This window comes from Lentibacillus saliphilus (assembly GCF_019093865.1).
Classification (GTDB): Bacteria; Bacillota; Bacilli; order Bacillales; family Amphibacillaceae; genus Lentibacillus_B; species Lentibacillus_B saliphilus.
Window position 1 is genome coordinate 44,924 of record NZ_JABJXD010000004.1, and the last position, 26,968, is coordinate 71,891.

At 39.4% G+C, this 26,968-nt stretch carries 27 protein-coding genes; 25 read left to right on the forward strand and 2 right to left on the reverse strand.

Translation table 11 applies throughout. The features are described 5' to 3' along the window. The first annotated feature begins 86 nt into the window (after nucleotides 1-86). The 22 genes from HPC67_RS08435 (at nucleotide 87) to HPC67_RS08535 (ending at nucleotide 22,041) form a co-directional block, all read left to right on the forward strand. Nucleotides 87-950: an ATP-binding cassette domain-containing protein gene (locus HPC67_RS08435; protein ID WP_217587141.1), complete on the forward strand. Its 864-nt coding sequence runs from the start codon at nucleotides 87-89 to the stop codon at nucleotides 948-950. Continuing rightward, nucleotides 947-1,753 carry an ABC transporter permease gene (locus tag HPC67_RS08440; RefSeq protein WP_217587142.1) on the forward strand — a complete coding sequence of 269 codons (807 nt, stop codon included), beginning with the start codon at nucleotides 947-949 and terminating at the stop codon, nucleotides 1,751-1,753. Before HPC67_RS08435 ends, HPC67_RS08440 begins: the two co-directional genes overlap by 4 nt. Before the next feature lie 52 nt (nucleotides 1,754-1,805). Then, the gene (locus HPC67_RS16035) at nucleotides 1,806-1,952 is read left to right on the forward strand and encodes a listeriolysin S family TOMM bacteriocin (RefSeq protein WP_484984007.1); all 147 of its coding nucleotides are present in this window, start codon (nucleotides 1,806-1,808) and stop codon (nucleotides 1,950-1,952) included. A gap of 217 nt (nucleotides 1,953-2,169) precedes the next feature. Beyond that, nucleotides 2,170-2,466: an LlsX family protein gene (locus HPC67_RS08445; RefSeq protein ID WP_217587143.1), complete on the forward strand. Its 297-nt coding sequence runs from the start codon at nucleotides 2,170-2,172 to the stop codon at nucleotides 2,464-2,466. Further along, a complete protein-coding gene (locus HPC67_RS08450) occupies nucleotides 2,463-3,329 on the forward strand; it encodes a SagB family peptide dehydrogenase (RefSeq protein ID WP_217587145.1) in 867 nt (288 codons plus the stop codon). Before HPC67_RS08445 ends, HPC67_RS08450 begins: the two co-directional genes overlap by 4 nt. Nucleotides 3,330-3,331: 2 nt before the next feature. Next, nucleotides 3,332-4,279 (forward strand): hypothetical protein, encoded by a 948-nt coding sequence (locus HPC67_RS08455; RefSeq protein ID WP_217587147.1) that lies wholly within the window; start codon nucleotides 3,332-3,334, stop codon nucleotides 4,277-4,279. After that, on the forward strand, nucleotides 4,269-5,561 hold the full coding sequence (locus tag HPC67_RS08460; RefSeq protein ID WP_217587148.1) for a YcaO-like family protein: 1,293 nt from the start codon (nucleotides 4,269-4,271) through the stop codon (nucleotides 5,559-5,561). Before HPC67_RS08455 ends, HPC67_RS08460 begins: the two co-directional genes overlap by 11 nt. Continuing rightward, nucleotides 5,536-6,123: a CPBP family intramembrane glutamic endopeptidase gene (locus HPC67_RS08465; RefSeq protein WP_217587150.1), complete on the forward strand. Its 588-nt coding sequence runs from the start codon at nucleotides 5,536-5,538 to the stop codon at nucleotides 6,121-6,123. The genes HPC67_RS08460 and HPC67_RS08465 overlap by 26 nt, the downstream gene beginning before the upstream one ends. A gap of 150 nt (nucleotides 6,124-6,273) precedes the next feature. Continuing rightward, nucleotides 6,274-7,608: a sensor histidine kinase gene (locus tag HPC67_RS08470; protein ID WP_217587152.1), complete on the forward strand. Its 1,335-nt coding sequence runs from the start codon at nucleotides 6,274-6,276 to the stop codon at nucleotides 7,606-7,608. Between the two features lie 6 nt (nucleotides 7,609-7,614). Continuing rightward, nucleotides 7,615-8,355: a LytR/AlgR family response regulator transcription factor gene (locus HPC67_RS08475; RefSeq protein WP_217587153.1), complete on the forward strand. Its 741-nt coding sequence runs from the start codon at nucleotides 7,615-7,617 to the stop codon at nucleotides 8,353-8,355. 38 nt (nucleotides 8,356-8,393) lie between these two features. After that, nucleotides 8,394-9,065 (forward strand): response regulator transcription factor, encoded by a 672-nt coding sequence (locus tag HPC67_RS08480; RefSeq protein ID WP_217587154.1) that lies wholly within the window; start codon nucleotides 8,394-8,396, stop codon nucleotides 9,063-9,065. A gap of 44 nt (nucleotides 9,066-9,109) precedes the next feature. Further along, nucleotides 9,110-10,492: a sensor histidine kinase gene (locus HPC67_RS08485; RefSeq protein WP_217587155.1), complete on the forward strand. Its 1,383-nt coding sequence runs from the start codon at nucleotides 9,110-9,112 to the stop codon at nucleotides 10,490-10,492. Nucleotides 10,493-10,609: 117 nt separating this feature from the next. Then, nucleotides 10,610-12,400, forward strand: coding sequence for a S9 family peptidase (locus HPC67_RS08490; RefSeq protein ID WP_217587156.1), 1,791 nt, complete (start codon nucleotides 10,610-10,612; stop codon nucleotides 12,398-12,400). A gap of 565 nt (nucleotides 12,401-12,965) precedes the next feature. Next, nucleotides 12,966-14,762 carry a glutamine--fructose-6-phosphate transaminase (isomerizing) gene (gene glmS / locus HPC67_RS08495; RefSeq protein ID WP_217587157.1) on the forward strand — a complete coding sequence of 599 codons (1,797 nt, stop codon included), beginning with the start codon at nucleotides 12,966-12,968 and terminating at the stop codon, nucleotides 14,760-14,762. 637 nt (nucleotides 14,763-15,399) lie between these two features. After that, a complete protein-coding gene (gene plsY / locus HPC67_RS08500) occupies nucleotides 15,400-15,972 on the forward strand; it encodes a glycerol-3-phosphate 1-O-acyltransferase PlsY (protein ID WP_217587158.1) in 573 nt (190 codons plus the stop codon). A 224-nt stretch (nucleotides 15,973-16,196) separates the two neighbouring features. Beyond that, nucleotides 16,197-16,835, forward strand: a complete 639-nt coding sequence (locus HPC67_RS08505; protein ID WP_217587160.1) for a GNAT family N-acetyltransferase — start codon at nucleotides 16,197-16,199, stop codon at nucleotides 16,833-16,835. A 284-nt stretch (nucleotides 16,836-17,119) separates the two neighbouring features. Continuing rightward, entirely contained in the window at nucleotides 17,120-18,466 is a 1,347-nt protein-coding gene (locus tag HPC67_RS08510; RefSeq protein ID WP_217587161.1) for a TrkH family potassium uptake protein, read from the forward strand. A 218-nt stretch (nucleotides 18,467-18,684) separates the two neighbouring features. Further along, nucleotides 18,685-19,977, forward strand: a complete 1,293-nt coding sequence (locus HPC67_RS08515; protein ID WP_217587162.1) for a protoglobin domain-containing protein — start codon at nucleotides 18,685-18,687, stop codon at nucleotides 19,975-19,977. 118 nt (nucleotides 19,978-20,095) lie between these two features. Next, nucleotides 20,096-20,548: a GNAT family N-acetyltransferase gene (locus tag HPC67_RS08520; RefSeq protein ID WP_217587163.1), complete on the forward strand. Its 453-nt coding sequence runs from the start codon at nucleotides 20,096-20,098 to the stop codon at nucleotides 20,546-20,548. 94 nt (nucleotides 20,549-20,642) lie between these two features. Beyond that, entirely contained in the window at nucleotides 20,643-21,176 is a 534-nt protein-coding gene (locus HPC67_RS08525; protein WP_217587164.1) for a DUF1572 domain-containing protein, read from the forward strand. Nucleotides 21,177-21,218: 42 nt separating this feature from the next. Then, nucleotides 21,219-21,650 carry an N-acetyltransferase gene (locus tag HPC67_RS08530; protein WP_217587165.1) on the forward strand — a complete coding sequence of 144 codons (432 nt, stop codon included), beginning with the start codon at nucleotides 21,219-21,221 and terminating at the stop codon, nucleotides 21,648-21,650. A gap of 73 nt (nucleotides 21,651-21,723) precedes the next feature. After that, a complete protein-coding gene (locus HPC67_RS08535; RefSeq protein ID WP_217587166.1) occupies nucleotides 21,724-22,041 on the forward strand; it encodes a hypothetical protein in 318 nt (105 codons plus the stop codon). Between the two features lie 84 nt (nucleotides 22,042-22,125). On the opposite strand, the gene HPC67_RS08540 is transcribed toward HPC67_RS08535, so the two are convergent. Beyond that, on the reverse strand, nucleotides 22,126-23,133 hold the full coding sequence (locus tag HPC67_RS08540) for a hypothetical protein (RefSeq protein WP_217587167.1): 1,008 nt from the start codon (nucleotides 23,131-23,133) through the stop codon (nucleotides 22,126-22,128). Nucleotides 23,134-23,135: 2 nt separating this feature from the next. Continuing rightward, nucleotides 23,136-23,477 (reverse strand): PadR family transcriptional regulator, encoded by a 342-nt coding sequence (locus HPC67_RS08545; RefSeq protein WP_217587168.1) that lies wholly within the window; start codon nucleotides 23,475-23,477, stop codon nucleotides 23,136-23,138. A gap of 315 nt (nucleotides 23,478-23,792) precedes the next feature. Between HPC67_RS08545 and HPC67_RS08550 the strand changes: the two genes are divergently transcribed. The 3 genes from HPC67_RS08550 (at nucleotide 23,793) to HPC67_RS08560 (ending at nucleotide 26,956) form a co-directional block, all read left to right on the forward strand. Then, complete coding sequence (locus HPC67_RS08550) at nucleotides 23,793-24,593, forward strand: helix-turn-helix domain-containing protein (RefSeq protein WP_217587170.1); 801 nt, start codon at nucleotides 23,793-23,795, stop codon at nucleotides 24,591-24,593. A 169-nt stretch (nucleotides 24,594-24,762) separates the two neighbouring features. Further along, complete coding sequence (locus tag HPC67_RS08555) at nucleotides 24,763-25,311, forward strand: RNA polymerase sigma factor (RefSeq protein ID WP_217587171.1); 549 nt, start codon at nucleotides 24,763-24,765, stop codon at nucleotides 25,309-25,311. Then, complete coding sequence (locus tag HPC67_RS08560) at nucleotides 25,304-26,956, forward strand: hypothetical protein (protein ID WP_217587172.1); 1,653 nt, start codon at nucleotides 25,304-25,306, stop codon at nucleotides 26,954-26,956. The genes HPC67_RS08555 and HPC67_RS08560 overlap by 8 nt, the downstream gene beginning before the upstream one ends. Nucleotides 26,957-26,968: the final 12 nt, after the last annotated feature.

The window sequence follows — 26,968 nt, forward strand, 5'->3', positions numbered from 1 at the left end:
AATAGTTAGAATAATTGATATTATAAAATTATAATTTGTTGCTTGATGATCCACACGACCCTCAAAGATGGAAAGAGGTTGTTCCTATGGCATTAATCGAGTTAAAGGACGTTTCTGTAACGAAAAAACAAACGAAGATCTTGGACATGTCTGCCTCGTCAATTTCAATTGAAGCAGGGGACAAGATTGGGATTATTGGTGCGAATGGGGCAGGAAAGACGACCCTGATTAAAGTGATCTTAAATTTGATTGAATACGAAGGAGATGTTCACCGTAACATACAAGCCCAAGATGTAGGCGTCCAGATGCAGAACAATGAATTCTCTGATTTAATGAAGGTGAAAGAAATTATTTCACTCGTGTGTAATTGTTCAATAAGAGATCAACGGATTCAAGATGACCTCTCACGTTTTCAACTTCACCCATTATTAAATAAAAAGCTGTCCCATTTATCTGGTGGGGAAAAACAGCGTTTAACGATATTTCTCGTTATGTTTAATGACCCCAAGCTGCTCATATTTGATGAAATCACCTCAGGACTTGACTTCGAAAGCAGAGAAGCAATGATTCAATTCATTCAGACTGTCACCAATCACAAAACACTTCTAATTGTATCTCATTACTTTACTGAAATTGAAAAATTGGCCAATAAAATATTGATGCTTCATAAAGGGCAAATCCTTGCCTATGGCAGGATTGATGACTTATTTTCCGAATATCAAATATACTCGAGCATCAGCATAGACAAAGAAGCACCTTTCCCCCCTTCAGACTTGAGATATGTCAAAACAACCGATAAAAAGGTACTAATTACGAAGAACAAAGAAGAAGAGGAAAGACTCGTTGAGCTGCTTAGGAAACAGATGATTTCCTTTGCTTATAAACCGAAGGACATTGAAACATTATATACATTTATTCGAGATCATCAGCCTAAAGGGGACGTTTCATGAGATATGTTCGGTATGTCTTAATCGAATTAAAGGTGATTTTGTTTCGTATTCCAATCGTGCTGTTTTTCAGCATTGTTTTCCCGTTAATGATGATGGTCATCGTCGTCAGTAGCACCGGGAATATTGACATCGGTAATGGTTTTCATCTTACAGACAAGTACATTATGATTGCTGCGGGCATTGGGCTGGTGCCACTAGGTCTCGTATCGTTACCTGTCTCCATCGCTATTGAACGTGAGACAGGTGTAATGGAAAGGTATATGTTATTTGGCATTAATCCTTTAGCGATTGTTTGGTCTAAGGTTGTTGTCCATGTCCTCATGGCAGTTTTACAATTCAGCTTGATTTGTCTGTTTGCCAAGCTCATTTATACCCTCTCAATTCCAAATATCGTTTCACTGCTAAGTTTTTTACTCCATTATATTTTGGCGGTTTCATTTATGCTTCTCTTTGGCGTCATGCTCGGTCTGGTCGTTAAGAAAATACAAGCTGTTCAAGTGATTGGACTTGCCTTAATGTTTATGGTCCTAGCGATGTCAGGTGGATTCAATGAATTTCATACGTTGCCAGCGCCGATTCAAAATGTAATGGACTATTTTCCAGTTAAATATTTGATGAACGATTTTATATCAATATGGTTCAATACAGAATTGGTATTAAACGAATTTATTTGGCTGACGTTTGGTTACTTAGTTGTTATTGGACTCATCATTATGCTGCTTATACGCCACACATTCAAGTTTAACTACCAATTTAAACAATTGACAACTAAGGAGAAACATCCGAACTCTAAAAGCGCGTAACTGCGCCAATAAAATCCACTACTTTATTTTAAAGGAGGTGAGATTTATGAAAATGAAGGATGGTTCCATTCAGTCGCATAGCTTCATGAGTACAGAAGAACAAGCACAGGCATTAAACTATGCTGCTGGAAGCTGTTCGTGCTCTTGCTCTTGTAGCTGTTGTTGTTCATCTTCAGCCCAGGCTGTTATCGTCGCTTAAAGGATTGTTTGCCAGTGTGAAATGATCTAATGGTCAGCACTGGTCTAGTCGAACGTCCTTATTAGAAAACGGCCTCACCGTAACAATCAATCATTTCTAGACATCAACTTAATTATTTTTCCCATCATGACCAGATTAAACATTATCACATCCACCTTAATCTCCCACGTTTATCCTGGGAGATTAAGGTGCATTTAACATTAAAGGAGGGCTCTGGATGAATATGAAACGCATATCAATCTCGTTTATTTCTGCGATTATTATTTCTGCGGTCGGTTTTTATTTTTTAATTGCTAACGGCTATGAACAGGTTGATATTGAAAATCTCCAGTCAGATCAATCCTTAACGATTTTAGGATTGGAGTATTTTAAGTTTGAAGCAAAGCAAGGCGAGCCAGCTGTAGGTGTTCCAAATAACTTCAATATGTCACTTGTCGGTATTGTACTCGGCATCGTTATATTTTTCTTATTGGAGCTATTCTCCAAAAAACGGATGAAGGGAGTGAAGGCATGAATAAAGGATTAATGAATCTTCATAGTCTTATTTATCAAGACGAGAGTAATGTCGCCAACCTTTCGAACACAAAGCTGTACGCCAGCATATTAAACGGGCATGCAGATTCAAATGCTTTCAACTATTTACTGGGAATGACAAGTCTAGGTATTAGTGATATCCGTGCTTTGAATTTTTACAATGAATCTGGACTTGCCAATCAAATCAATGCGAGTCGTCAATTGGAGGAAATTACAGACGGAGCTCGAAGTGTTATCTTACCAAAGCCAAAAAACTTAAAAGGCTCTTTGGTAAATGCTCTTAAATCAAGAAAAAGCACGCGCGCCTTCACGAACCATCGCATGCTGCTGACAGAGCTATCTACGCTATTAAAATATACTGTCGGATTGAGTGAACGCTCTACTGAGGATGCAGAGGGAAAGAAATCGTATCATCGTTACCATAGTTCAGGTGGAGGGTTGTATCCGATAACGGTTTATTGTGCTATCAACGATATTGAAGGATTAGACAACGGCATTTATGCCTATCGCCCGTATACACATACTCTAGAGCTCATTCAATCTGAATACGATCTGGACTTGCTTTATGAAAATGCTCCAATTGATACACAACGATCTAACTTAAGCTTGTTGTTCAATTATGATGTGAATCGGAATTATTTAAAATATGGTGAACTTGGCTTGCTACTTGCCTTTGTAGAGACAGGAATTATGGCACAGAATATACATCTTGTTGCAAAGCATGTCGGATATAGTACGTGTGATGTTGCTGGCTTTAATAAAAAATACGCTGAAAAGACGCTTCATCTGGATAGTATTAATGCTCACGTGATCTATTCCATTATAATTGGAAAGGAGAGATAGATATGACCACTGTTCAAGAATCTACAGACCAAGCTGTTACGTACCAAAAAACAGTCGGCTTAAACGCCATCATTAATGAAACAGATATTATTTTAAGAAAAGGTGCAATCCACCAAACAGAGCTTGTCATAGATAAGAAAAGCAGTTCTTCACAGTTTATTGATCTACTTGAAAAGATTATTGATGGACAAGAAGTTACGATAGCCTCCAATCATGTCCATCAACACGACTTTAGAACCCTTTATAATTACGGGTTTATTCGAAATCAAATTAAAACAGGTGACACATTATTACTAGTAGAGAATGAAGGCGCACTAGATACTGTGCAAACACTCATGTCAAATTGTACAGTACAAAAACGATCTGAATGGATAACAGATGCAGACCTTGACGCCATTAGTGCTGATAAGGATTACTTCGCCACATCGGAACTGTTCACTCAATTATCAGAAGCGCTAACAGCCTTTTCAACCGTTTACTATGTATCATCTTTAAATCAGCGGCACCACGTTCAAACGATGAATAAACTTATGGTAAAGCTTGATCTCAGCTTCTTTATGGCGTTGTTCGATAATGAGAACTTTCTCTTGTTCGGTGTTGAGCCGAAAGTGACAGGCTGTTATGAGTGCTTGGAGAAAAAAGTGTTGTCTCGTATCAAAGCACCCGTACATATGGAGAAAACAGCTGATGATTTTGAAGTGACAGAAGCGGAGCTGTTGCTCGGTTTAGGGCTTATTAAAAAGAACATTGAGCAAACAGAAGTCAATGAGATGTCAATGCTAACAGGCAATGTGCTTTATTTTTATTTCCCTAATTTTGAGTATGCCTTTGATTTTAATCGACGGACGATATTGTGTAATACGTGTGCGGGCCTTAACCAAACGGATTTTAATGAACAAAATGCTGCATCCATTAATATTACCAAGGAATTGATTCGCCATGAAGGTTAAACTGACAGATAAAAGCGTTGATGCACGTACGCAGCATTTTGACGGTAAGATAGGCGGTCTGTGGAAGAATCCGCAGAAGTTCTACCGTCTAAAGTCATACCCATTACCTAACTTTCACTTTATCACCTCAGAATTCCCATCCTTTGAGAAGTTCGTCTACGAGCAAGATATTCATTTCACGTATCATCTTAGCGGCTATGGCAAGTTGTACAATGAAACGAGAATGTCGTTTTTAGGAGAATCTGCTGAGCGATTTGCTTATGCATCACAATATTTAGGTCTCAAGCATTTAATTGTGAAAAAAAGCTATAATGACCTCGTTACGGAAGAAGGCCATCTTGCGCTTGTTTGCCCACTAGACAATGTTAATCAGCTATATGAAGCTGGGCATTCGCAATATATTTTGCCAACAGATGAGATATCGTGGGTGAAAATGAACTCGCTCATTGATCCGGAAAAGTCAGTGTACACGCCATTACAGCTTATGGTTACAGGTACGCATTTTCTAGTGGAGAATGAAAAATTCGCAATTGCTAATGCGGTTTCTACTGGAACAGCGTCTCATGAAACATTTGACAAAAGTTTAGAAGCCGCGATTATTGAGGTCTATCAACTGGATTCTTATAATTTGTATTGGTATGGTGGTTTGGAATGCCCGGATATTACAGCTGAATGGGACGGTTTAATTCAGCGCGTTATGGATGGAGCGGGAGATTTTTTCAATCACTTTGATCTGAAATTAGTTGATATTACATTAGATAAGCCGGTTTCTATCGTGATGTGTGAAATTACGTCAAACGCGTCATATATGCCAAAATATACAGTTGGTATTCAAGGGGCATATTCAATGGAACGTGCTGTTTACCGAGCAATTATGGAGACAATGGCCATTGTTGAATATAACATGAACGTGAGTTGGACAGATAAAGAAAAGTTTAAATCGGTTATACAACAAACGGTATTCGATAACCTTGATGATAACGTGCTCTATTATGCCCGTTTAGGAAAGCCTGATCATTTAACAACCCGTGCTAATCCTTTGAAAGCACGTGAAAAAAGCACAGATTTAAAGGAATTAACACGAAGTTTAGCAGATTTTAGTACGTATGCCGGCTTTTTAAATATTACGCCCCCTGATTTCGCAGGCTGTAACCAAGTTATCACGCGTATTGTTGTACCAGAACTATTGCCGCTTTGTATTCCAAGCTTTCCGCCAGCACATCATCCGAGATATGCAACTATCGGGGGGATGTTAAATGATTTGGCCCATCCTCTTCCTTAGAGTATTAACGATACTCATTTTCTTTCCGGGTATCTTTTATCAGCTGTATGACAAGACAATTGGCACAAGGCTTGGCACGACTGACAAATTTGTATTGTCATTAATAACCGCTGCGTGTTTGAGTCTTATTTTAGTGAGAGATAGGATGCTATTGATTGTTCTTGTCGTTGCTCTATTGGTGCCAGTCATTCAGGTTGTTGTTGAGCTACATTCATTTAAGTATCTAAAAAAAGTATTTAAACAGAAAAAGTTTTTGCTGCAAACGCTTATTTTAATACCGTTTTTAGAGGAGTATATTTTTCGTTATGTTTTGTATGAGTTGTTGATGGAGCATGATGTGCCTGGTCTGTTTTATATTATTTTTTCAGCGCTCGTGTTTGTTTTTTTACATTACTATCAACTGAAGGGGAACGCTTTTTATAAAGGCGTTTTAGGCGTCATGCTTGCAGCCATCTTCTTGTTTACTGGGAATTTGTTTCTTGTCATTCTTATACACGTCGTGTTTAATGTCATTGTTTATTTATTGAAATATACGAATCATTATACAGGATATGAAGTATAGTTGATTGTCGTTTGTTAATCTGTCCTCCGTACTGGGGGCAGATTTTTTTTGACTTGTATTAGGGGGATGAAGTGGTTTCTAGGATTGAAATAGGATTGTGTGGCCTGTATATGATATAATTCGATATAAACCTATAGTGTAGGTGGTTCGATGGAATGGAGTAGTATACCTTTTATTCACTCATCTATTTTATTTGCAACAAGCTTAATCTTGGGACTATCTCTTGTGGGGGCAAGCCTAAGATACGAGATTAAAAAAATTCTCATTCTAAGCGTGTTTGCTTCTGTTGCCTTTGAAGCTTTCATTGTAATGGATGTAGATTTTCTTGTACCAATCATATATGTTGGCCTTATCCCATTTATCATCTATTTCTTAAAGCTACCCTCTCTACAAGGTATAACGGCTGTGATGCTTGGGGTGACCTATCATTTTGCTTTTGTAGAGTTGTTGGAGTATAACTTGTTTGATTTAATCGTGTCGACGAGTCATGTTGAGTACGATGTGGTTATTCGATTTGTCATGACCTTGTTTGTGATGATGAATAACATCCTTGTTGCCATCACCGTTTTCCAAAATAACCCTGTCTTACTTCGGCGTGATTTATTTTACCCTCAGGATGATAAGGATGAACAAATAGGAACGCATAAACCTCAGCTTATGTTTAGCATCGTAATTCTGTTAACAATGAATGTTTTTTTATATTATATCAATGTTGAGCGTGCTTATTTCACAACTGACTTTCGAATATTTGTCATATTTTGGAGTTGGTTTATGTGTGGCTTGATTTTGTTTTTCTTACGTATGATCCTGGTGCATAAGCTGGAACAGGCGCAAATATATATGGACAAACAGTATCAGAAGGATATGCTGTCATTTTTTGAATTGATTCGATCGCAGCGGCACGATTTTAATTTTCACTTGAATTCGATATACGGCTTAATTGCACGTAAAGAATATGATGCGTGTATCGAATATATTGATGAAGTCGTCATCAGTGCCCAGCATATTAACGAGCTGCTGCCACTTAAGCATCCGGCCGTTAGTGCAATGTTGAACACACAAAGTGAAGCAGCAGAAAGTAAAGGGATTACAATTCATTTCCGTATTTTAGATGATTTAAAGGACATGCCGTGTTCGGTATATGATATGAATAAAATTTTAGGTAATTTGATTCAAAATGCGATTGATGAAGTGGATGAACATATAAAAGATAATCGTCAAATAGAAGTAGAGATAACCCAAGAGCGGGGCCAGCTATCTATAAAGGTGACAAATCCGACGACATTGCAGGCGGATCAGTTGGATCAGCTGTTTTTGTCAGGTTATTCTACGAAAGCGAGTCATGAGGGAATCGGGCTTGCGGGGATTGAAAAAATCGTTTCACGTTATAAGGGGATTATTTTTCCTGAAATATATGGACAAGCCATTACTATGCACGTACGTTTGCCTCTAGCTGAGCGAACATCATCAAGGTGGAAGGGCTGATTCATAATGGAAGTAAAAACATTAATTGTTGATGATGATCAAAATGCGATCAACACATTGAAGATGCATCTCACGTCTTTTCCGTTCATTCACATTATCGGTGATGTGAATGGTGGTAAATCAGCGCTGCAGTTTTTGCGAACCGAACATGTTGATTTGGTGTTTCTTGATATAGAAATGGATGATATTGATGGTTTGCAGCTTGCTGACCATATCCGCTCAATTAAACCTCACATCATGATTATTTTTGTAACGGGACATGCGGGTTTTGCACTTGAAGGCTATGAACATCAGCCACTTGATTTTTTAACGAAACCAATCGATTTCTTTCGACTCGAAAAATCAATGCAGCTCGTTGAAAAACAAATGACCCGAAATGAGACGCCACAGGTGCCTGACTGCAAAATTGGTATGAAGGTTGCAGGTGGGATTCGAATCGTTAATGTGAAGGACATTATTTACATCGAAAAAAAGGGGCGAAAAATCAACATTAACTGTAAAAATAAAGAGTCATTTCAATCGAGTGATTCGATGAAAAACTTGGAAGTCATTTTTTCTCCACATGGCTTTTATCGCTGTCATCAATCGTTTATCGTGCCGGTTCATCATATCAAAGCAATACTACCCGATACGTATACACGCTCACATTCAATTCAGCTTGTAGATGATATTGAGCTTCCTTTAAGTCGAAATAAATATCATGAATTAACCGATTTGCTCGCAGAAAGAGGGATTATGATCTTTTAAAGAAGCACTATACATCTTAAGGAGAGGAGACATCGAACGTGCTAACGCTATTAATTGTCGATGATGATCCACATATAAGAGAGCTGCTACGGTTTTATTTGCAGAAGGAGGGCTACCGGACAATCGAAGCAGAGGATGGTCAGGTGGCTTTAGATCAGCTGGAGAAGACCCAAGTTCATTTGGCCCTTGTAGACATTATGATGCCGAACATTGATGGTTATGCCCTTTGTCGTGATATTCGGGCGTATTATGATATCCCTGTTTTAATGCTGACGGCTAAAGGTGAAATGGCAGATAAAGAAAAGGCATTTGCGGTCGGAACAGATGATTACGTCGTGAAGCCATTTGAACCGAAAGAAGTGTTGTTTCGCATTCAAGCGCTTCTGCGCAGATATCAAATGGTCAATGAAACCTCTATTAAAATTGGTCGCATTATGATTAATCGAAAAAACTATGAAATTGAAGCTGACGGCAAAACGATGATATTACCGCTTAAGGAATTTGAATTACTCGCTCAGCTGGCAAGCTATCCAGATCGTATATTCTCCCGTGAACAATTACTAGAGCTTGTCTGGGGCAGAGATTATACCGGAAGTGATCGGACGATTGATGTTCATATAAAGCGGTTACGGGCGCGTTTTTCTCCTGAACGTCATGGGTTTTCAATCCAGACTGTTAGAGGACTTGGCTATAAGCTGCACGTCGCGTAAGTGCGTCAGCAGGATTTCATAACGTGACATCTGGAGGGATGACAATGAAGACGCTGTATGTGCGAATTATCGTTACGACGATGGTGATTATGATTTCAAGTGCGCTCATTGCTTTTGTTGGGACCAATGTGTATTATCATCATATTTTAAAACCGGAAAACGACGAGAAAATAACGGATATTGCTTTTAATATTGCTGATATTGTATCCGATGGCGTACAGGATCCAGCCACTTATTTTGCTGATCTGTCTCATTTAGGCTATCAATTTTATCTCGTTGAACCAGATGGCACGAGTCGGATGTTCGGTGATCGATTTCGATCATATGAGCTCGATCCTGACGTGCTAGAGCAGATTTTATCTGGTGAGGTGTATCATGGTGTTGAACAGTATCCGTGGCGATTATTCGTGACGGGCTTTTTTGATAATGAATTAAAGAACACAGTCGGCATCCCTGTTGACATTAATGGTGCGCGTCATGCGTTGTTTGTTAGACCAAATGCCGCTCGCCAATTCGGAGAGATGCGCTTTTTCCTCGCTGTACTTTTAACCGTCACATTGCTCCTCAGTTTTTTATTCGTTTTAACGAGCACGACTTTAATCGTTCGCCCGATCAAAAAGCTAACAGCCGCTACGAATAAAATCGCTGCCGGTAACTACCACGTTAAGCTCGATGTCCAGCGTAATGATGAAATCGGGCGTCTAGCAACTGACTTTTCCAAAATGAGTGATAGCCTTGAACAGACTGAAGCTCAGCGCCAAACGTTCGTCTCAAACGTTTCTCATGAAATTCAGTCACCACTAACGTCCATTCAAGGCTTTTCACGCGCGCTTCGTGAGGAGGATTTATCTGAAGATGAACGCCAGCATTACTTAACGATTATTGAAAAAGAAAGCCGCCGTCTCTCAAGCTTGAGTAAGCAGTTATTAACACTGTCGTTTTTGGATAGCGAGACGAGTCGGGACAATTGGGTTACATATGATATCGCTGAACAACTGAAGGAAGTTGTGTCTGTGACGGAATGGCAATGGCGGGATAAGCAGCTCGCTGTGGAAATGGACATTACATCACTTGAAGTCGTCGGCGATCGCCGCTTATTACAGCAGGTTTGGATGAATTTGTTTACGAATGCCATTCGCTACACGGAGCAAGGCGGGACAGTGACCCTTCGAACAGACGAGGATAAAGTGAGCGTACACGTGTTTGTTGAGGACACTGGTGTCGGCATACAAGCGACTGACATCCCTCATTTGTTTGAACGCTTTTATAAGGTGGATCAGGCCCGTACAAGAACAGAAGATTCGACCGGCCTCGGACTGTCCATCGTCAAAAAGATCATTGAGCTGCATAACGGTACGATAACGGTTACGAGTGACATAGGTGAAGGATCGGTATTCCAAGTATCGCTACCGAAATCTCCGTCTTAAGTCTGAGGCAAAATGCGTCTATTGACCTTTTTACTCTGGTGAGCGTTCATGTAGTCTTATGATATACTAAATAAAATTGAATACTGAAAGCGCATTACAAAAAATGGAGGGGAAGACATGATACAATTTCCAAAACCGACTGTGGAACAATTTTTTCGTACGTATGCAATTACGAATTTCGCTGTTAGTCAGGATGAAGCCCGACTCGTCTTTAACACAAACATGAACGGTAAAATGAATTTGTGGGCGATGGATTTGCCTGAGACATTTCCTTATCAATTTGCCCAAAAAGACGAATCGTGCAGTTCTATCAAGTTTGATGCCAAAGGGCGCTTCGTTTTAGCTGGGTTTGACAATGATGGGGATGAGAACTATCAGATTTATGCGCTTCCGTATGAGGGTGGATTACCTCAGCCACTTATTACGGGTGATGCAGACGAAAAGTACTTCTTCGCTGAACTGTCTGAGGATGGCGAACACATTTACTACTGCACATCAGAGAATAACCCGTTATATCTCAATACACGTGTTCGCAATTTAGTGGATGGAACGGATGAGCTGTTACATGAAGGCGAAACGGCTCCGACTTTGCTTACTGCTGTATCAGATGATGAAACGTCGTTTGTCTATAACCAATCATTTGCGAATACATATGTCCCTGCATTTGTGAAAAGCGGGAATGAGACGTATGACCTTACCCCTGATCGGGACGTCGTACATGTCGCAGGCAATCCAATTTTCACAGATAATGAAACGATTTATTTTATTACAGATTATAAATCTGAATATGCTTATGTTGCTAAGTTTGATTTAAAAACAAAGCAATTCTCCTCCGAGCTTGAGATTGAAGGCGAGAGCATACAGGAGATGAAGTGGAATAAAGCACATCATGCGCTTTATCTCGTTACAGAAAATGGTGTGACAGATGGGTTGTATCGTTATGACGTAACGACTGGCGATGTCGCTATTCTTGAAAAGCCGATTGATGTCATTAATCAAATTCATGTTTCAAAGGCCGATAATGTGTATATCCTTGGGCGCAGTGCAACTCAGCCGCCGAACATTTATCAGTCAACAAGCGGAGCCGATTGGAAGCAGCTGACCAACAACCGCGTTCTCGGTTTAACAGCTTCAGACATGGTCGAGCCAGAGGTTGTATCTTACCCGTCATTTGACGGCATGGAAATTGAAGCTCTGTTGTTTAAAGCCAAGCCGGAAAATGATAACGGTCATACGATCTTCTGGCCACACGGAGGCCCACAAGCAGCTGAACGTAAAGAATTCCGCTCGATGTTCCAATGCTTCTTAAACAGAGGTTATACAATTTTTGCACCGAACTTCCGCGGCAGCACCGGTTATGGCTCATCGTTTGTTAAACTTGTCGAACAAGACTGGGGGCACGGGCCACGTCTGGATTGTGTTTCAGGAATTGAATGGCTATTTGACAAAGGCATAACAGACCGCGAGAAGCTCTTCCTCGTTGGCGGCAGCTATGGTGGCTACATGGCCCTATTACTCCATGGACGTCATCCGGAATACTTCAAAGCTGTGATCGACATCTTTGGTCCATCTGATTTGTTCACCTTTGAAAGTTCTGTTCCACCACATTGGAAACCGATTATGCAGCGATGGCTCGGCGATCCTGTGGCGGATAAAGAGCGGTTCATCAAAGACTCACCTGTGACCTATCTCGATGGTATGGTCAAGCCGATGCTCGTCATCCAAGGTGCCAAGGACCCGCGTGTCGTTAAGGAAGAATCTGACCAAATTGTCGCTAAGCTAAAGGACAAAGGTCGTGACGTCGAATACCTCGTCCTCGAAGACGAAGGACACGGCTTCTCTAAGAAAGAAAATGAAATAAAAGTGTATCAGCAAATGCTGGACTTTTTGGAACAGCATCAGGGGTAGGAGGAATTGGAAATGGGTCTCTACATGTATGTGGAGGCTCGTTTTTTTATGGGTAGTGCTTGTTACCTGAATTTTGTCGATTTCATCTGCAATATGCGCCAATATTCGATATACGCTACGGCAATAATCTCAATTCACCTAAACCCAATAAATGAATAATATATTTGTGTAGATATTTATCCTAATAAACCTAATCCTCCCAAAAAACAATTGACCCAATCAATCATTATCCTTTAAAATAAAGTTCTGCCACTTTTTTAAAAATGGCATATTCGAAAACAGAAAGGAGCATAGATGTTAATTGCAAGACAAAGCGCCAGGGCTATTTTTCCGAACGCAGTGAAGAATAGTTGACGAGGTGGAGGTTTATCGAGTTTTCGGCGGGTACCTCCCGATTGCCGCATCCCAATTGTACGATTTGTTCATAAAACAGTGAGGCGACTCATTGGCCAACGGAACAAATTAGGGTGCCTATAACCAACACGAGAAAGGGGCAGGTCACAACGCCCCGGTTGATACACAATTCAGGGCGTTTGCCTGTCCCTTATCCAAGGAGGCAAATGCTATGTGCGGAATTGTAGGCTATATTGGACAGAATCAAGCAACAGACATTTTATTATACGGACTGGAAAAGCTCGAATATCGTGGGTATGACTCAGCAGGAATTGCGCTTATGAACGATGAGAACATTCACCTTTTTAAAGTGAAAGGACGCATAGAGGCTTTAAGGGAAAGAATCAACCATCGAATTCATGCGACAACAGGAATAGGTCATACGCGTTGGGCGACGCATGGTGCCCCGAGTGGCGTTAATGCGCATCCACATCAAAGCCCGTCTGGTCGCTACACACTTGTGCATAATGGTGTAATTGAAAATTATCAAGCATTGAAGCGTGATTATTTAATCGAGACTGTTAGTGATACAGACACGGAAATTGTCGTTCAGCTTGTTGAAAAACTCAATGATACGTATGCGGATACTGTAAAAGCATTTCGCGAGGCGATGCGTTTATTAAAAGGATCATATGCGATTGCGATGATTGATTCAGAAGACCCTGATACGTTGTACGTTGCTAAAAATAAAAGCCCACTCTTAATCGGTCTTGGAGATGGATTTAACGTCGTGGCAAGTGATGCGATGGCAACACTTCAGGAGACTGATCAATATGTGGAAATTGCTGATGGAGAAATCGTGCTCGTACAAAGAGATCGCATTGACATTCAAACACTTGATGGCACACCAGTTCAACGTGCGCCTTACACTGCTGAAATCGACCTCAGTGACATTGAAAAGGGTACCTATTCCCATTTCATGCTGAAGGAAATCGATGAACAGCCAATTGTCATGAGAAATATCATGAATGCGTATCAAAATGATCACGATGAGCTCAGTCTTGATCCAGCCATTCGCTCTGCCATGACAGCTTGCGATCGCATTTATATCATTGCATGTGGCACGAGCTATCATGCAGGTTTGGTTGGAAAATCATTGCTCGAAAAACTCGCACACATTCCAGTCGAAGTCCATGTGGCGAGCGAATTCTCTTATAATATGCCATTGCTGTCGGAAAAACCATTGTTCATATTCATCTCTCAAAGCGGTGAAACAGCCGATAGTCGTGCAGTTTTAGTAAAAGTGAAAGAAATGGGACATCACGCTTTAACGATTACAAATGTCCCAGGCTCCACCCTTTCTCGTGAAGCAGACCATACACTCCACCTGCATGCAGGACCGGAGATTGCTGTGGCATCAACAAAAGCATACACAGCCCAAATCGCTGTTCTAGCCATCCTAGCTGTTGACACGGCTAATGAAAAAGGGATTGAATTAGATTTTAATCCGATGCAGGAGCTTGCGATCGTCGCGAATGCGATGGAAGTATTAACAGACCAAAAGCCGACATTTGAACGTCTCGTCAACGCGTATTTACCGACGAGCCGCAACGCATTTTTCATTGGTCGCAGCGCAGACTATTATGTGTCTCTTGAAGCAGCTTTGAAGCTGAAGGAGATTTCCTACATTCAGGCAGAAGGATTTGCCGGTGGCGAGTTAAAACACGGCACGATCGCATTAATTGAAGACGGAACACCAGTCATTGCATTGGCTACTCAGAAAGACGTCAACGGTGCAATTCGCGGCAACGTCCAAGAAGTGGCTGCACGCGGTGCTAATACAATGGTCATCAGTATGAAGGGCCTTGATGAAGCAGACGATGCATTTGTACTTCCAGAAGTGCACGAGCTGCTCACACCGCTCGTCTCAGTAGTACCAATGCAGCTCATCGCTTACTATGCAGCCCTTTACCGTGGCTGTGACGTCGATAAGCCAAGAAACCTTGCAAAGTCGGTGACAGTGGAGTAGAGAGATGTTGGGAAGCAGGATTTTCTATCCCCCTGTTAAATAATAATTTAAATCAGGCTGGATCCAATAGCGGGTTCAGTCTTTTTTTTATGTCAAATATCCTTCAATTCCTTATCAGTATTATCTTCAGTAAGTGTCCAATCCGTTTTCAATAGTATTCCTTCATCTTTATAGGCATAAAGTGAAAATTGAATGTTTAGAATTTGTGGTAAAATAAACAAAGATATTAGAGGTTGTGCAATAAAGGGGCGGGTTATTAAAAGGTGGAAACGGTCAAATCAAGGTGAAAGGAGTAACTTATGAACAACTATTTTAAAGATGCTCCTCAGCTGAAATGAAAACGAATAACATTAAGACACATAAATCCTGAGATAGATAATCCACTATTTTATAAGATGCTCCTCCAACCAGATATGCATTTATGGACGGGTAACGACATACTCAATAATGCTAAGAGGTAGTATGTTAACTATTACACTTAACTATCGGGTAGCTTATGTTGAACTTAGGGGTTGCAGCGGCAATCCTTTCCTTGTTCTGCTAACGTAGCAGTTGAACGTAATAAATATTGCAAGAAAAAAGATACAGCAAATAGAAATACTTAAAATAACAAACTAAGTGAAGGGGTAATACTACTTTGAGTATGTTAACTTTAATTTTAAGCTATTTAATAGGGTCAATTCCATTTGCTTTAATAGTTGGTAAAGTGTTTTATAAGAAGGATATTCGTGATTATGGTAGTGGTAATCTTGGTGCAACTAATGCATATAGAGTCTTAGGTATGAAAGCAGGATTGATTGTTGCAATGGCTGATATATTAAAAGGTACACTTGCTTGTTTACTTCCATTAATACTGAGTTCTACGATTAACCCTGTTGTGTGTGGTTTATTAGCCATATTGGGACACATATTTTCTGTGTTTGCTCGTTTTAAAGGTGGAAAGGCTGTTGCGACTGCAACTGGAGTTTTTTTATTTTTGTCACCTTTAGGTGTTTTTGTTGGCTTTGTAGTATTTGTGCTAACTATATTATTTACTAAGTATGTATCACTAAGTTCAATGTTGGCCAGTATAGCATTATTTATTTACAGTTTAATATTTGAAGATAAAGTTATAATAGCACTTTCCCTGCTAGTAAGCGTATCAATCATTATTCTTCATCGACACAATATAAATAGAATTCTTAAAGGAACAGAGAACAAAGTAGTCTAAAAGCGGAAGAATATCCTAAATACAAGCGTGTCTAGTGAAATTAAGGATTAGTAAAGGGGGTGCTATGTCTTTGGAGATGAAAGAAGGCCCAATTGTATATTATAATCTCTATGAGGAATAAGAATTTGGCGGAAAAATGCACGGAGGTTTTCCAAAGAAAAGTGTAAACACAAGGGACAGATTATCAATGAAAGTAATTTACTTGATGTAGAAAGGATAAAATAATGCTGATCAATATAAGACGTGAAGAACCAAAAGATTATAGAATCGTTGAAGAAGTAGCACGAGAAGCTTTTTGGAATTTATATTTTCCTGGAGCACATGAGCATTATGTCGTTCATAAAATGAGAGAGCATGCTGATTTTATAAAAGATCTTGCATTTGTCATTGAAGTTGACGGTAAAATTGAGGGTGCAATCTTTTATACCCATTCTAAAATCGTGTCAAAAGACAATGAGGAATATGAAACAATTAGTTTTGGGCCAGTTTTTATATCTCCAGAGCACCATCGAAAAGGTCTTGGCAGAGAGCTTATCACTTATTCAATTAAGGCAGCTAAAGAAATGGGGTATCGTGCTATTTTAACACTTGGATATCCGTATCATTATGAGCCTTATGGGTTTTTGGGGGGAAAGCGATATAACATATCGATGCCTGATGGAAAGTTCTATAAAGGGTTATTGGTATTACCGCTTTATGAAGGTGCATTAGATTATACATCTGGACATGTTGTGTTTTCTGATGCATTAGAAGTTAGTGAGGATGCCGTTGAAGAATTTGATAAGTCGTTTCCGCCAAAAGAAAAGAAATATCAGGAAAGCCAAGATGAGTATGAAGCTACAATTTCCTTGCTAGATGAGTAAAGCAAGTGGGTTTATAAAAAAGTAGACGTAACAAATAGAGCATGTTTTTTTGAACATATGGTTTTGTTGCAGCACCAATATTAAGTCAAAAAACCACACATCAGTTAAGACTGGATCCAATCGTAATCCAGTCTTTTTTCTATGTGATGATTAACTTAAGAAATTATTGACAAGCTAAAATTGCAGGAGTAAATTTATCTTTGTTATATAATTTGTTGGCTTGTTTTTTAGAGTGAAGCAGATGAAGGCAACAAAAATCAAAAAAGAAAATGAGGAAACGTCAGATGCTAAAACCATTGAAAAATATCAAGTTAAGTCCTGCACAAGTTATTGTTTTGTTTTACGTAGTTGCTGTCATTGTATCTGTCGGTTTGCTCAGTTTGCCGATAACTTTGAAGCCTGGTGTTGAGTGGTCTTTTTTAGATGTGCTGTTTACGACAGTTAGTGCGATTAGTGTAACGGGACTGACAGTCGTATCAATTCAAGAGACCTTTAGCACGTTTGGCATATTTGTTTTACTATTTATCGTTCAGTTTGGCGGAATTGGGATTATGACGCTCGGGACATTTTTCTGGCTCGTGTTGAGAAAGAAGATCGGGTTGAAGCAGCGGCAATTAATTAGTAAAGATCAAAACCAATCGCATTTATCAGGGTTGGTCATTCTGATGCGGCAAATATTAATCATTATTCTTCTTATCGAGCTGGTTGGTACGATTATTTTAGGCACTTATTTTTTAAAATATTTTCCGACCTGGCAGGAGGCTTATTTGCAGGGGCTATTTGGAGCGGTTAGTGCGACGACGAATGCCGGATTTGATATTACTGGGAGCTCACTCATGCCGTTTGCGCACGATTATTTTGTGCAAATTGTTAATATTATTTTACTAACCTTAGGTGCAATTGGCTTTCCGGTGCTGATCGAAGTCAAAGAGTTTTTACGGAATAAGAAAGCGTATGGTGTTCACTTTACATTATTTACGAAGCTAACGACTTTAACTTTTTTCTCCCTAATGATTTTTGGAACGATTATTATTTTATGCTTTGAAGCCAATCACTTCTTTGCTGATAAAAGCTGGCACGAATCGTTCTTTTATGCATTTTTTCAATCGTCTACAACGCGGAATGGTGGATTAGCAACAATGGATGTCAGTCAGTTTACGACGCCGACCTTATTGTCTTTATGTGTGTTAATGTTTATTGGCGCTTCTCCAAGTTCTGTTGGTGGTGGCATTAGAACGACGACTTTTGCGGTTGTGATCTTATTAATTTGGTCTTTTGCAAAGGGTCATAAGAATGTTAAAGTATTCAAGCGCGAGCTGCACGAGGATGATGTTCGGAAGTCAGTCGTTGTGACGTTTCTCGCCGTTCTCATATGTTTTATTGCCTTAATGATTCTCACGCAGACGGAGAACTTTTCTTTAATGGCAATTATGTTTGAAGTCAGTTCTGCGTTCGGAACAACCGGCTTATCGATGGGCATAACCCCTGAACTGAGCTCAATTGGTAAAATTGTCATTATTCTCCTTATGTTCATCGGGAGAGTAGGGGTGTTATCCTTAGTGTTCATCTTTAACAAACAGCCTCGAGACGTGAGCTATCATTATCCAAAAGAACGGGTAATTGTCGGATAAAAAGCTAGGGGAGTGCTTGTCGCCCCTAGTATTTTTACATATTTTATAAGTGTTAACAACACTGACGCTTGTCAGAAGTGACAAAAATCGACAAGTAAAGCACCGTAAAATAACACATAGTACAAAAGTAGTCGGCATAAAGTACCAATATATTACATATACCCCTTAAATGTGTATAATATTACCATATAAATAACATACATACAGGGGGAACTTGGGTGCTTTTTAAAAAGACAAAACAACAAGATGTTAAGCTGAACATTGAGAGTGGGAATGGGGAGATAAGTCTCCAAAGAGGTAGTGAAGTTGAAAAGCAATTAAAAATGATAGGGCTTACAACGGAGGACTTACAAATTATAAATACGTTACAGCCATTTGTCCTAGAAGATGTAGATCACATTGTCGATAGGTTTTATAAAAATCTTGAAAATGAGCCTTCATTGTTAAATATCATAGATGATAATAGCTCTATTGAAAGGTTAAAAAAGACGCTCAAGCAACATATAGGTGAAATGTTTGAAGGGACAATAGATGATTCATATTTGGCAAAAAGAGTTACAATTGCTCATATACACGTTAAAATTGGTCTGCAGACAAAATGGTATATGGGGGCCTTTCAAGATTTGCTTTTATCACTTATGACCATCATTGAAAAAAATGTCACTCAGAAGGAAGATGTATGTCTTGCGATAAGAGCTGTAACTAAAATTTTAAGCTTGGAGCAACAATTGGTCTTAGAAGCATATGATGCGGAAACAGAACGGTTAAAGGCAGAAGGTGAGCAACAAAAACAAGCGGTTCGAGATCATGTAGCAAGCACAGCACAAAATCTTGCCGCTGTATCTGAAGAAACGAATGCTGCATTTCATCAATTGACCTCACAAGCTAACGGAATTGTTTCTCTCGCTGAAACGTCAACGAAATTAACCGTACATGCAAAAGAAAGTGCTGAGGACGGGAAGGAACACCTACATAAACAAACGATAAACATGTCAAACGTACATAGCTCTGTAGAAGAGATATCAAATGATGTCCAAGTATTGTTGGACATCTTGAACCAAATGCAAGAAATCGTTGGTATTGTTACCGATATCTCGGACCAAACGAATCTACTTTCTTTGAATGCCGCCATAGAGGCTGCGAGGGCAGGAGAATACGGCCGAGGCTTTTCGGTAGTGGCTGGGGAAGTACGTAAATTATCGGAGCAAACGAAGAGCTCGGTTACAAATGTGTCTTCGTTGATTTTAAATACCAATTCACAAGTGGAGAAACTATCAAAGTCTCTTGGGAAGATACGATCTGAAGTGGAAGACGGCAATCATAATATGCAAGCAACGACAAAGCAATTTGAGGAAATTTTACAAGGTATGGGAGAAACGATGGTTCAACGCAACAAGATTGGGCGTGACCTTCATTCATTTATAGATGTCGTCAATGAATTAGGGACGGCATTCGAAGAAGTCGCACACTCTGCAGATCGCCTGACTATGATTACACAAGAAATGGACTAGACAGTGCCTGGCACTCCCCGGAATTTGAAGTGTTTTGTCGATTTGATTCATGCCTGTGATGTTGAAAGCTGCAAAAACCGACAATTAAGGTGCTGTAAAGGGTATGGGGGGTTTTTAGATGCGCATAAGAGAAGTTGAAAATAAAGAAGAATTGCCCAAACGGTTATTGTTAATGGCTGATCCATCAGAAAAGGCGATTCGTGATTATACAAAAAGGGGAAGATGTTTTGTATTGGAGGAAGATGCCAAAACGAAAGGGGTTTTTGTCTTACTTCCAACACGACCGCATACGATAGAAGTCGTGAATATTGCGATTGATGCGCCCTATCAAGGTCAAGGGTTAGGCAAATATATGTTAACAGAAGCGATAAAAACCGCTGAGCTTGAAGGTTATCAAACAATTGAAATTGGTACAGGCAATTCAAGTTTAGGACAATTAGCCCTTTACCAGAAATGTGGATTCAGAATAACTGGTATTGATATCGATTTTTTTAATAGATATTATAGTGAAGAGATTTATGAAAATGGCATTCGGTGCTGTGATATGATTCGACTCTCAAGAGATTTATAAAAAAGGCTAAGTAATGTGCACATACCGAAAGAAGAGCGGCTTTTATGGGCTGGGTTTTTAGCTGATGAAAGTCATATAACGAGGGGGCGTGTTGATGAATCTTGGAGATGAATATTTGAAAGTTATAGTAGAAAGGTTTAGAAGTGTTAAAGATCTTGGAGATCGAACGCTAAGCCGATTATCTGAGGATGACATTCACTGGACCTTAAATGAAGCGTCAAATAGTGTTGCGATTATCGCAAAACATTTAAGTGGGAATATGGTGTCCAGATGGTCAGATTTTTTAACGACGGATGGAGAAAAAGCTGATAGGCACCGTGATCAGGAATTCGAAAATGACATCTCCTCTAAACAAGCATTAATAGCAGTGTGGGAAAAAGGCTGGAATACGCTTTTTGATACATTAGAAGGGTTGGGCGAACAAGATTTATTAAAGACTGTCAAAATTCGAGGGGAAGGCCATACGGTTATAGAAGCGATTGAAAGGCAATTGGCTCACTATGCCTATCATATCGGACAGATTGTTCACATTGGCAAGCAATTAAATGACAATTGGGAGAGCCTCAGTATCCCAAAAGGAAAATCAGAGGAATACTTACAACAAAAGCTGAATGAACATCGGTCTTGATTGGGTTAGGGTATGTTCGGTCCCATTTAAAAAGGTGATAACGTGAAGATTAGAAAATACGATAAAACAGACGTCAATCAAATCATTGACATATGGTATACAGCTTCCATACTGGCGCATGATTTCATCCATAAGGATTATTGGGAAAAACAGCGAACAGCGATGAGAGACACATATTTGCCTATGTCTGAAACATATGTGATAACGAATAAAAAGGGTGTTATCGGTTTCGTTTCAATGGTCGATCATTATTTGGCAGCTTTGTTCATTGAGGTTGCGCATCAAGGTGAAGGTTACGGACGTGAGTTGTTGGATTATATAAAGGCACGAACGGATCACATTCAACTAAAAGTGTACAAGAGAAATCAAAGAGCGGTTAATTTTTATGAGCGACATGGCTTTTCAATAAAAGAAGCGTTAATAGATGATCAAACTGGTGAGGCAGAGTTTTTAATGGAATGGCGCAAGGATTAGGTGTGTAGGGATTGTGAAGTGAAATATTAACGGAATATATTATGCGAAAATTTTAAAGAGGATGGTGCATGATATGGGTTTACCGTTAGATTTTTTACCTATTGTACTGCCGATAATAGTAGTAGGTGGGATTGCATTATTTATAATTCTAAGGATGAAACATAAGTATGAGAAAGGGACTCTGGGTAAGAAGAAAACAAAAAGTGCTCAAAATTTCTTAGACAGCTTAATACCACTCGGAATGATGATTGGTTTAGCTGTTGCGACACTTCTCAGCATTTTTACGTCTTTTTCATTATTAGCTGCAACTGCTTGGGGACCTGGAATAGGTATGTTAGTTGGTTATATTGCTTATGAAGTTTATAGCAAAAAAGAAGAAGTTGATCCATAATAGTCCTTCCGGAATAGAGCTCACTAATAAGAGTGAAGCTGCAACAGTCACCATCCTTTACAACGGATCGTGACTGTTGGATGATTATTTTCGATATGCCTTATAAAATACCGAAACCGTTTCAATTAATATGCCAGCTATGAAAATGATTAATATCCATTGTGTAGACCGTTGCCAGATGTCGTTGATCATAGCATATTCATTACTGTGCGTTTTTAGTTCAAGGACTTGTGATAGCTGGTCCATAAAAGTAGGATTCCAGATCATTTGATCCTTGAAAATAACAAAGAGCAGGCCTATGGATGCGATATTCAGGAAAAAATAATAAAGGGCGAGCTTCTTTGTCCATTTACCACTGATTAATTTCAAACATTCCTTAAGAATGCTAATTCCTAAGAAGACATAAATAAACGGTAATAGTGTGTTAATGGCTGTTTGGTTGAAAAATGGAATAATGCCTGCGAACGTGTCGTCTTTTACAATTGGAATCCCTAATAATCCACTTGCAGAAATGATTAGCACAATAAATATTAAGGAAAATACAATCCCTACGATCGTTTCTCCGCGTTTTATTTGCTTCTTTTCGTCTGGAATAGGGGGAAGATCTGTTGGCTTCCACTCACCCTTGAAATTATGCTTGAGCTCTTCGGGTATGATTGCTTTATAATCTGCAACTGCAAATCCGATTGTAATCCATGCAAAAGCATGTATGCCTGCATTAAAGAATGACGTTATCAATCCAATAAAATGATTTAAAATAGCTTGCGGATCCATGATGGATTCGATTATGAATACGACGCCCATTGCAATAGAAATAGACAATAATACGATTTTCAAAAGTGTTGTGTACGAATGAAATAGTTCGGGACTAATTAAATAGTGTTTTGAGCCGCGATACTGTGCAGCTAATTCTCCCGGGCTACCTAGTTCTAACAGCACTTCTTCAATCGCATCTTCCTCATTGCGCTGTTGACCAGTTCTTCCTTCAAGCATATCTTCAATTAACCCTCGCAGCTCCATTCCAATATCAGATCTTTGGGACTGAGGGACTTTCTGTGTCACAGCATAAATATAACGTTCGATCATATCCATCTTTATTTTCCCTCCTCCATTAAGATGTCCATGCTTGTCACAATGTTTTTCCATTCTAAACATAATGTGTCGTAAACATTTTGGCCTGTTTCACTTAATACGTAATATTTACGCGGCCTCGCTTCATTTGTATCCCATTCACTCTGTAATAGTCCTTGGCTTTCTAACCGTCTCAGCAATGGATATAGCGTGCCTGGCTCCACTTGTACGCCTTTCTCTTCTAATAACGTAACTAAAGAATAGCCATATTGTTTTTCTTTTAACTGGCTTAAGACACCAATCGTAATGGTGCCCCTTCTCAATTCCTGCATCAGCTTATGAATGATCTCATTGTCAGCGCTCATACAATCAACTCCTACTTCCATTATACTGTGTGACACACACTATTGTAAATTAAATATTATTATAGGAATAAAAAAGAGGCTTTTTAGTAGTGCCTACCAAACCGAAAACTCCCGTTGGATTATGTTGAATAAGCTATTAAAGCTACTGGCACATTTAGACCCAGTTGTCTAAAGGGCTTTTTTACGAGGAGTTGCCTTTAAACCCCGTTATAACAACAATGCAACCTTTAGTTGACAAAGTGCAACCGCTGAGATATAGAATGGGTTATATTGTTTTAATACAATCGAGCTATTAGAACAAAGGAGTTGGTTGCAATGGCTTTTGGTGAAAAGCTATTTAAGCTGAGAAAACAAAAAGGTCTGTCGCAGGAGGCTTTAGCGGAGAAATTAAATACGACAAGGCAAGCGATTAGTAAATGGGAAAACGGACAAGGCTATCCTGAGACTGACAAGCTACTTATGATCGGCAATATTTTTGATGTGTCGGTTGATTATTTGTTAAAGGACGGCCCTGAAGAACAACATGATCATGCTGAAGGGTATTATGTGAGTAAAGAAATGGCGGAAGGGTACTTGATAAGTCAGCGCAAAATTGCTAAATACATTCCGTTAGGATTAAGCTTTATCGTCTTATTTTTATTTTTAGCGCGTGTTCCGTATGTCCAATTGAAGGAAACAATGGACATGTACTCGATCATGATCGTCGTCATTGGCGTACTCGGTATTGGCTTGCTTGTTACGGCTGGGTTTAAAGAGGAAGACCACTATAAAGTGCTGAAGCGGGAGCGTCTATTATTTGATCACAACTATCATAAAGAGCTGATCGCGAGATATGAAACGCTTAAGAAAAAGTACACGGCTATTTCCGTCATAGGTGCTATCTCACTTGCTGTGGGTGGAATTGGTTTTTTACTAGAAAGAAAGCATATTGATCCAGAATTGTTTCAGACTTATTATCCAATATTTGTAGGTGCAATTATGGTTGGCGTTTATATTTTGACACGAACTATCATGATTTTAGAGGCATATAAACCACTTGTAAAAAATGAAGAGCATACCAATTCGTTGACCTTTAAGCTTTGGAAGAACGTAAGGAACAGGATTAATAACCTATGATGAAAGATATAAGGCGCCTGCCACTTGTCTAATTTTTGACAAGCGGCAGGCGTTTCTTCTATTTTGATCTAAAAATTTTCTTTTAACTTATGTAACAAACGGGTGGAAATGTTACGTTATATAAGTAGATACATCATTATTAGAGGCAGCATTAGAGGAGAGGATCGTTGTGGACGACGATGCAATCATTGAACGTGTGAAATGCAATGATATGTATGCTTTTGAGCAGATGATTGATGACTATAAGCCTATCATTGAACGGTTTGCCTTTCAGTTTGGGGTAAACGAGGCGTCGATACCTGATATTGTTCAGGAAACATTTATTAAAATTCATCGGAACATCCATCGGTACACGAAGGGAAAGTTTTCGACCTGGGTTTATCAAATTACATTAAATGTGGCGAGAGATCACCACCGAAAGGAAAAAAGACAGCGCAGCTTATTGGAAAAGGCTAAAAGAAAGCATCCAAAGCAGGAAACGTACTATTTCTTTGAAAATGAGTCGCATGTATTGCTTCACGAATGCATGCAACAGTTGAATCATAAGTACAAGACAGCTCTTATTTTATACTATTTTCATGACAAGTCTTATGAGGACATTGCCTTGATTTTAAACGTTAAACTATCCGTTGTTAAAACGCGAATTCATCGCGGGAAAAAGCATCTGAAGGAATTGTTTGAAGAAGCAAATGATGCGGAGGTGAGAGATCATGGATGATAAGCATTTTGATAAGCTGCTTAACGACATGAAAGAAGACTACGAGAGAATGCCGGAGTATGCTGATAAGCAATCGATTGTGGATGAGATATATCAAGAGAAGAAGCCCGGGATATGGCGAAGACTAGGACCACCAGCAGCGGGGGTTGCTGTTTTAATGATCTTTGCGATTATGTTGTTTACAATGACAGATCAGTCAAACGAGCAAGCAGATGGTCATGCAGATGATCAAGTAAATGATGAATCCAACTCTGATTCGAATGAATTAATGACTTTTTTTCTAGAGGGAAAGGAATATTTTAGACAATCAATTGGGATGAAAAATGTCGATGATTTCTATCGTGTTCAACGTGCTAGGGAGATGGTTAATTATTATGAAGACAAGGATAGCCCTGACGCGATCGAATCTGGAGAGCAGTCTATCAGTAGTATTTTGTATACACCCGAAAGAGCTATGAGCCGTATACAGAATAGTCACGGATCTGATGATGTAGGAAAAATTTTAGATATAAAATTTATGATTGAAGGTTTACGAGAATTTCAGGTTGATTTTCAAGAAGTATTGGCAGGGAGAATTTCAAAAAGTGAGTTGACCGTTGAAGAGCAGAAAGACATTGTGACGTTCCAAGACAACTTACAAGCCTATCCTGGACCGGATGCCATAAAAGATTTACTTCGAGCTCTGAATAAAAATGGGTATCACATCTTGCAGCGGTCTGATGGACAGTTGAAGGTTAAAGTTGATTACACGTTTATGATTGAGGTGGTGAAGAATTTAAACATTGCCGGGGCATCGTTTGAGAGTTATTTACGCCTTTTCGTAACAGAAGTTGATCCGGATCATCCTGGTATTGGTAATGACTATGGTTTGACCTGGGATGAATTTGATGACGTTCTGTTAGAGATTGACGCCTATTATGAGAAGTATAAAGAAGACCGACAGACGCAGTATTTTGAATATGATTTATTTCCGCTCACAACCATTTATTTAAATGACTATCTGTCAGCTGGTGTTAGAGTGGGAGAGCAAATTCCTATTCATGCCCAGGAGGAGCTGCGAACTTTTGTCGAAACGCATAAGGAATCAAGCTTGTGGGCTTTGGTATATGACGCAGTGGAGACCTATAAGGCGAATGATTGGATAAGGGTTGATCGGAAAGTGACCTCAGAAGAAGTGAGTGAAGCGTTAGGCTATCAATATGTACCTTCGTATGAAGAAGACGAGGATGCCGAAGTGATACATGAAGCCCTGTTACCTCTAGATGAGACACTACAAGCGCTTTATGCAGCGTATCAGCAGGAAAAAAATCCAGAGCTCTTACGGGATGTATCAGCATTTGACGTCATGCGACTGTATATGTATGCACAGGATCAAGGTGATTTTGACACGTATTATTCAATGTATGACAAAACGGGTATCTTGGGAGATATCGAGAAAGACATTGTACGAAAAGAAGCTGAAGAAGTGGCAGACCCTGAATATGGCAAGCTGGCTGCTCAAATAGATTATACTGTCTTTTATAATCAGTTGCCTGAAAACGAGACAGTCTTTTATTTTCGATCAAAGGATAACGAAGAGCGTGGGGCATTTCAAATGGTTAAGCAAGACGGAGTTTGGAAGGTACCGTTTATGCCGATGCAATAAACAATGAATTGA

Bases quoted from the DNA above. Each gene is read 5' to 3' on its own strand.
- HPC67_RS08435 (WP_217587141.1), top strand. From the start codon at position 87: ATGGCATTAATCGAGTTAAAGGACGTTTCTGTAACGAAAAAACAAACG.
- HPC67_RS08440 (WP_217587142.1), top strand. From the start codon at position 947: ATGAGATATGTTCGGTATGTCTTAATCGAATTAAAGGTGATTTTGTTT.
- HPC67_RS16035 (WP_484984007.1), top strand. From the start codon at position 1,806: ATGAAGGATGGTTCCATTCAGTCGCATAGCTTCATGAGTACAGAAGAA.
- HPC67_RS08445 (WP_217587143.1), top strand. From the start codon at position 2,170: ATGAATATGAAACGCATATCAATCTCGTTTATTTCTGCGATTATTATT.
- HPC67_RS08450 (WP_217587145.1), top strand. From the start codon at position 2,463: ATGAATAAAGGATTAATGAATCTTCATAGTCTTATTTATCAAGACGAG.
- HPC67_RS08455 (WP_217587147.1), top strand. From the start codon at position 3,332: ATGACCACTGTTCAAGAATCTACAGACCAAGCTGTTACGTACCAAAAA.
- HPC67_RS08460 (WP_217587148.1), top strand. From the start codon at position 4,269: ATGAAGGTTAAACTGACAGATAAAAGCGTTGATGCACGTACGCAGCAT.
- HPC67_RS08465 (WP_217587150.1), top strand. From the start codon at position 5,536: ATGATTTGGCCCATCCTCTTCCTTAGAGTATTAACGATACTCATTTTC.
- HPC67_RS08470 (WP_217587152.1), top strand. From the start codon at position 6,274: ATGGAATGGAGTAGTATACCTTTTATTCACTCATCTATTTTATTTGCA.
- HPC67_RS08475 (WP_217587153.1), top strand. From the start codon at position 7,615: ATGGAAGTAAAAACATTAATTGTTGATGATGATCAAAATGCGATCAAC.
- HPC67_RS08485 (WP_217587155.1), top strand. From the start codon at position 9,110: ATGAAGACGCTGTATGTGCGAATTATCGTTACGACGATGGTGATTATG.
- HPC67_RS08490 (WP_217587156.1), top strand. From the start codon at position 10,610: ATGATACAATTTCCAAAACCGACTGTGGAACAATTTTTTCGTACGTAT.
- glmS (WP_217587157.1), top strand. From the start codon at position 12,966: ATGTGCGGAATTGTAGGCTATATTGGACAGAATCAAGCAACAGACATT.
- HPC67_RS08505 (WP_217587160.1), top strand. From the start codon at position 16,197: ATGCTGATCAATATAAGACGTGAAGAACCAAAAGATTATAGAATCGTT.
- HPC67_RS08510 (WP_217587161.1), top strand. From the start codon at position 17,120: ATGCTAAAACCATTGAAAAATATCAAGTTAAGTCCTGCACAAGTTATT.
- HPC67_RS08520 (WP_217587163.1), top strand. From the start codon at position 20,096: ATGCGCATAAGAGAAGTTGAAAATAAAGAAGAATTGCCCAAACGGTTA.
- HPC67_RS08525 (WP_217587164.1), top strand. From the start codon at position 20,643: ATGAATCTTGGAGATGAATATTTGAAAGTTATAGTAGAAAGGTTTAGA.
- HPC67_RS08535 (WP_217587166.1), top strand. From the start codon at position 21,724: ATGGGTTTACCGTTAGATTTTTTACCTATTGTACTGCCGATAATAGTA.
- HPC67_RS08540 (WP_217587167.1), bottom strand. From the start codon at position 23,133: ATGGATATGATCGAACGTTATATTTATGCTGTGACACAGAAAGTCCCT.
- HPC67_RS08545 (WP_217587168.1), bottom strand. From the start codon at position 23,477: ATGAGCGCTGACAATGAGATCATTCATAAGCTGATGCAGGAATTGAGA.
- HPC67_RS08550 (WP_217587170.1), top strand. From the start codon at position 23,793: ATGGCTTTTGGTGAAAAGCTATTTAAGCTGAGAAAACAAAAAGGTCTG.
- HPC67_RS08560 (WP_217587172.1), top strand. From the start codon at position 25,304: ATGGATGATAAGCATTTTGATAAGCTGCTTAACGACATGAAAGAAGAC.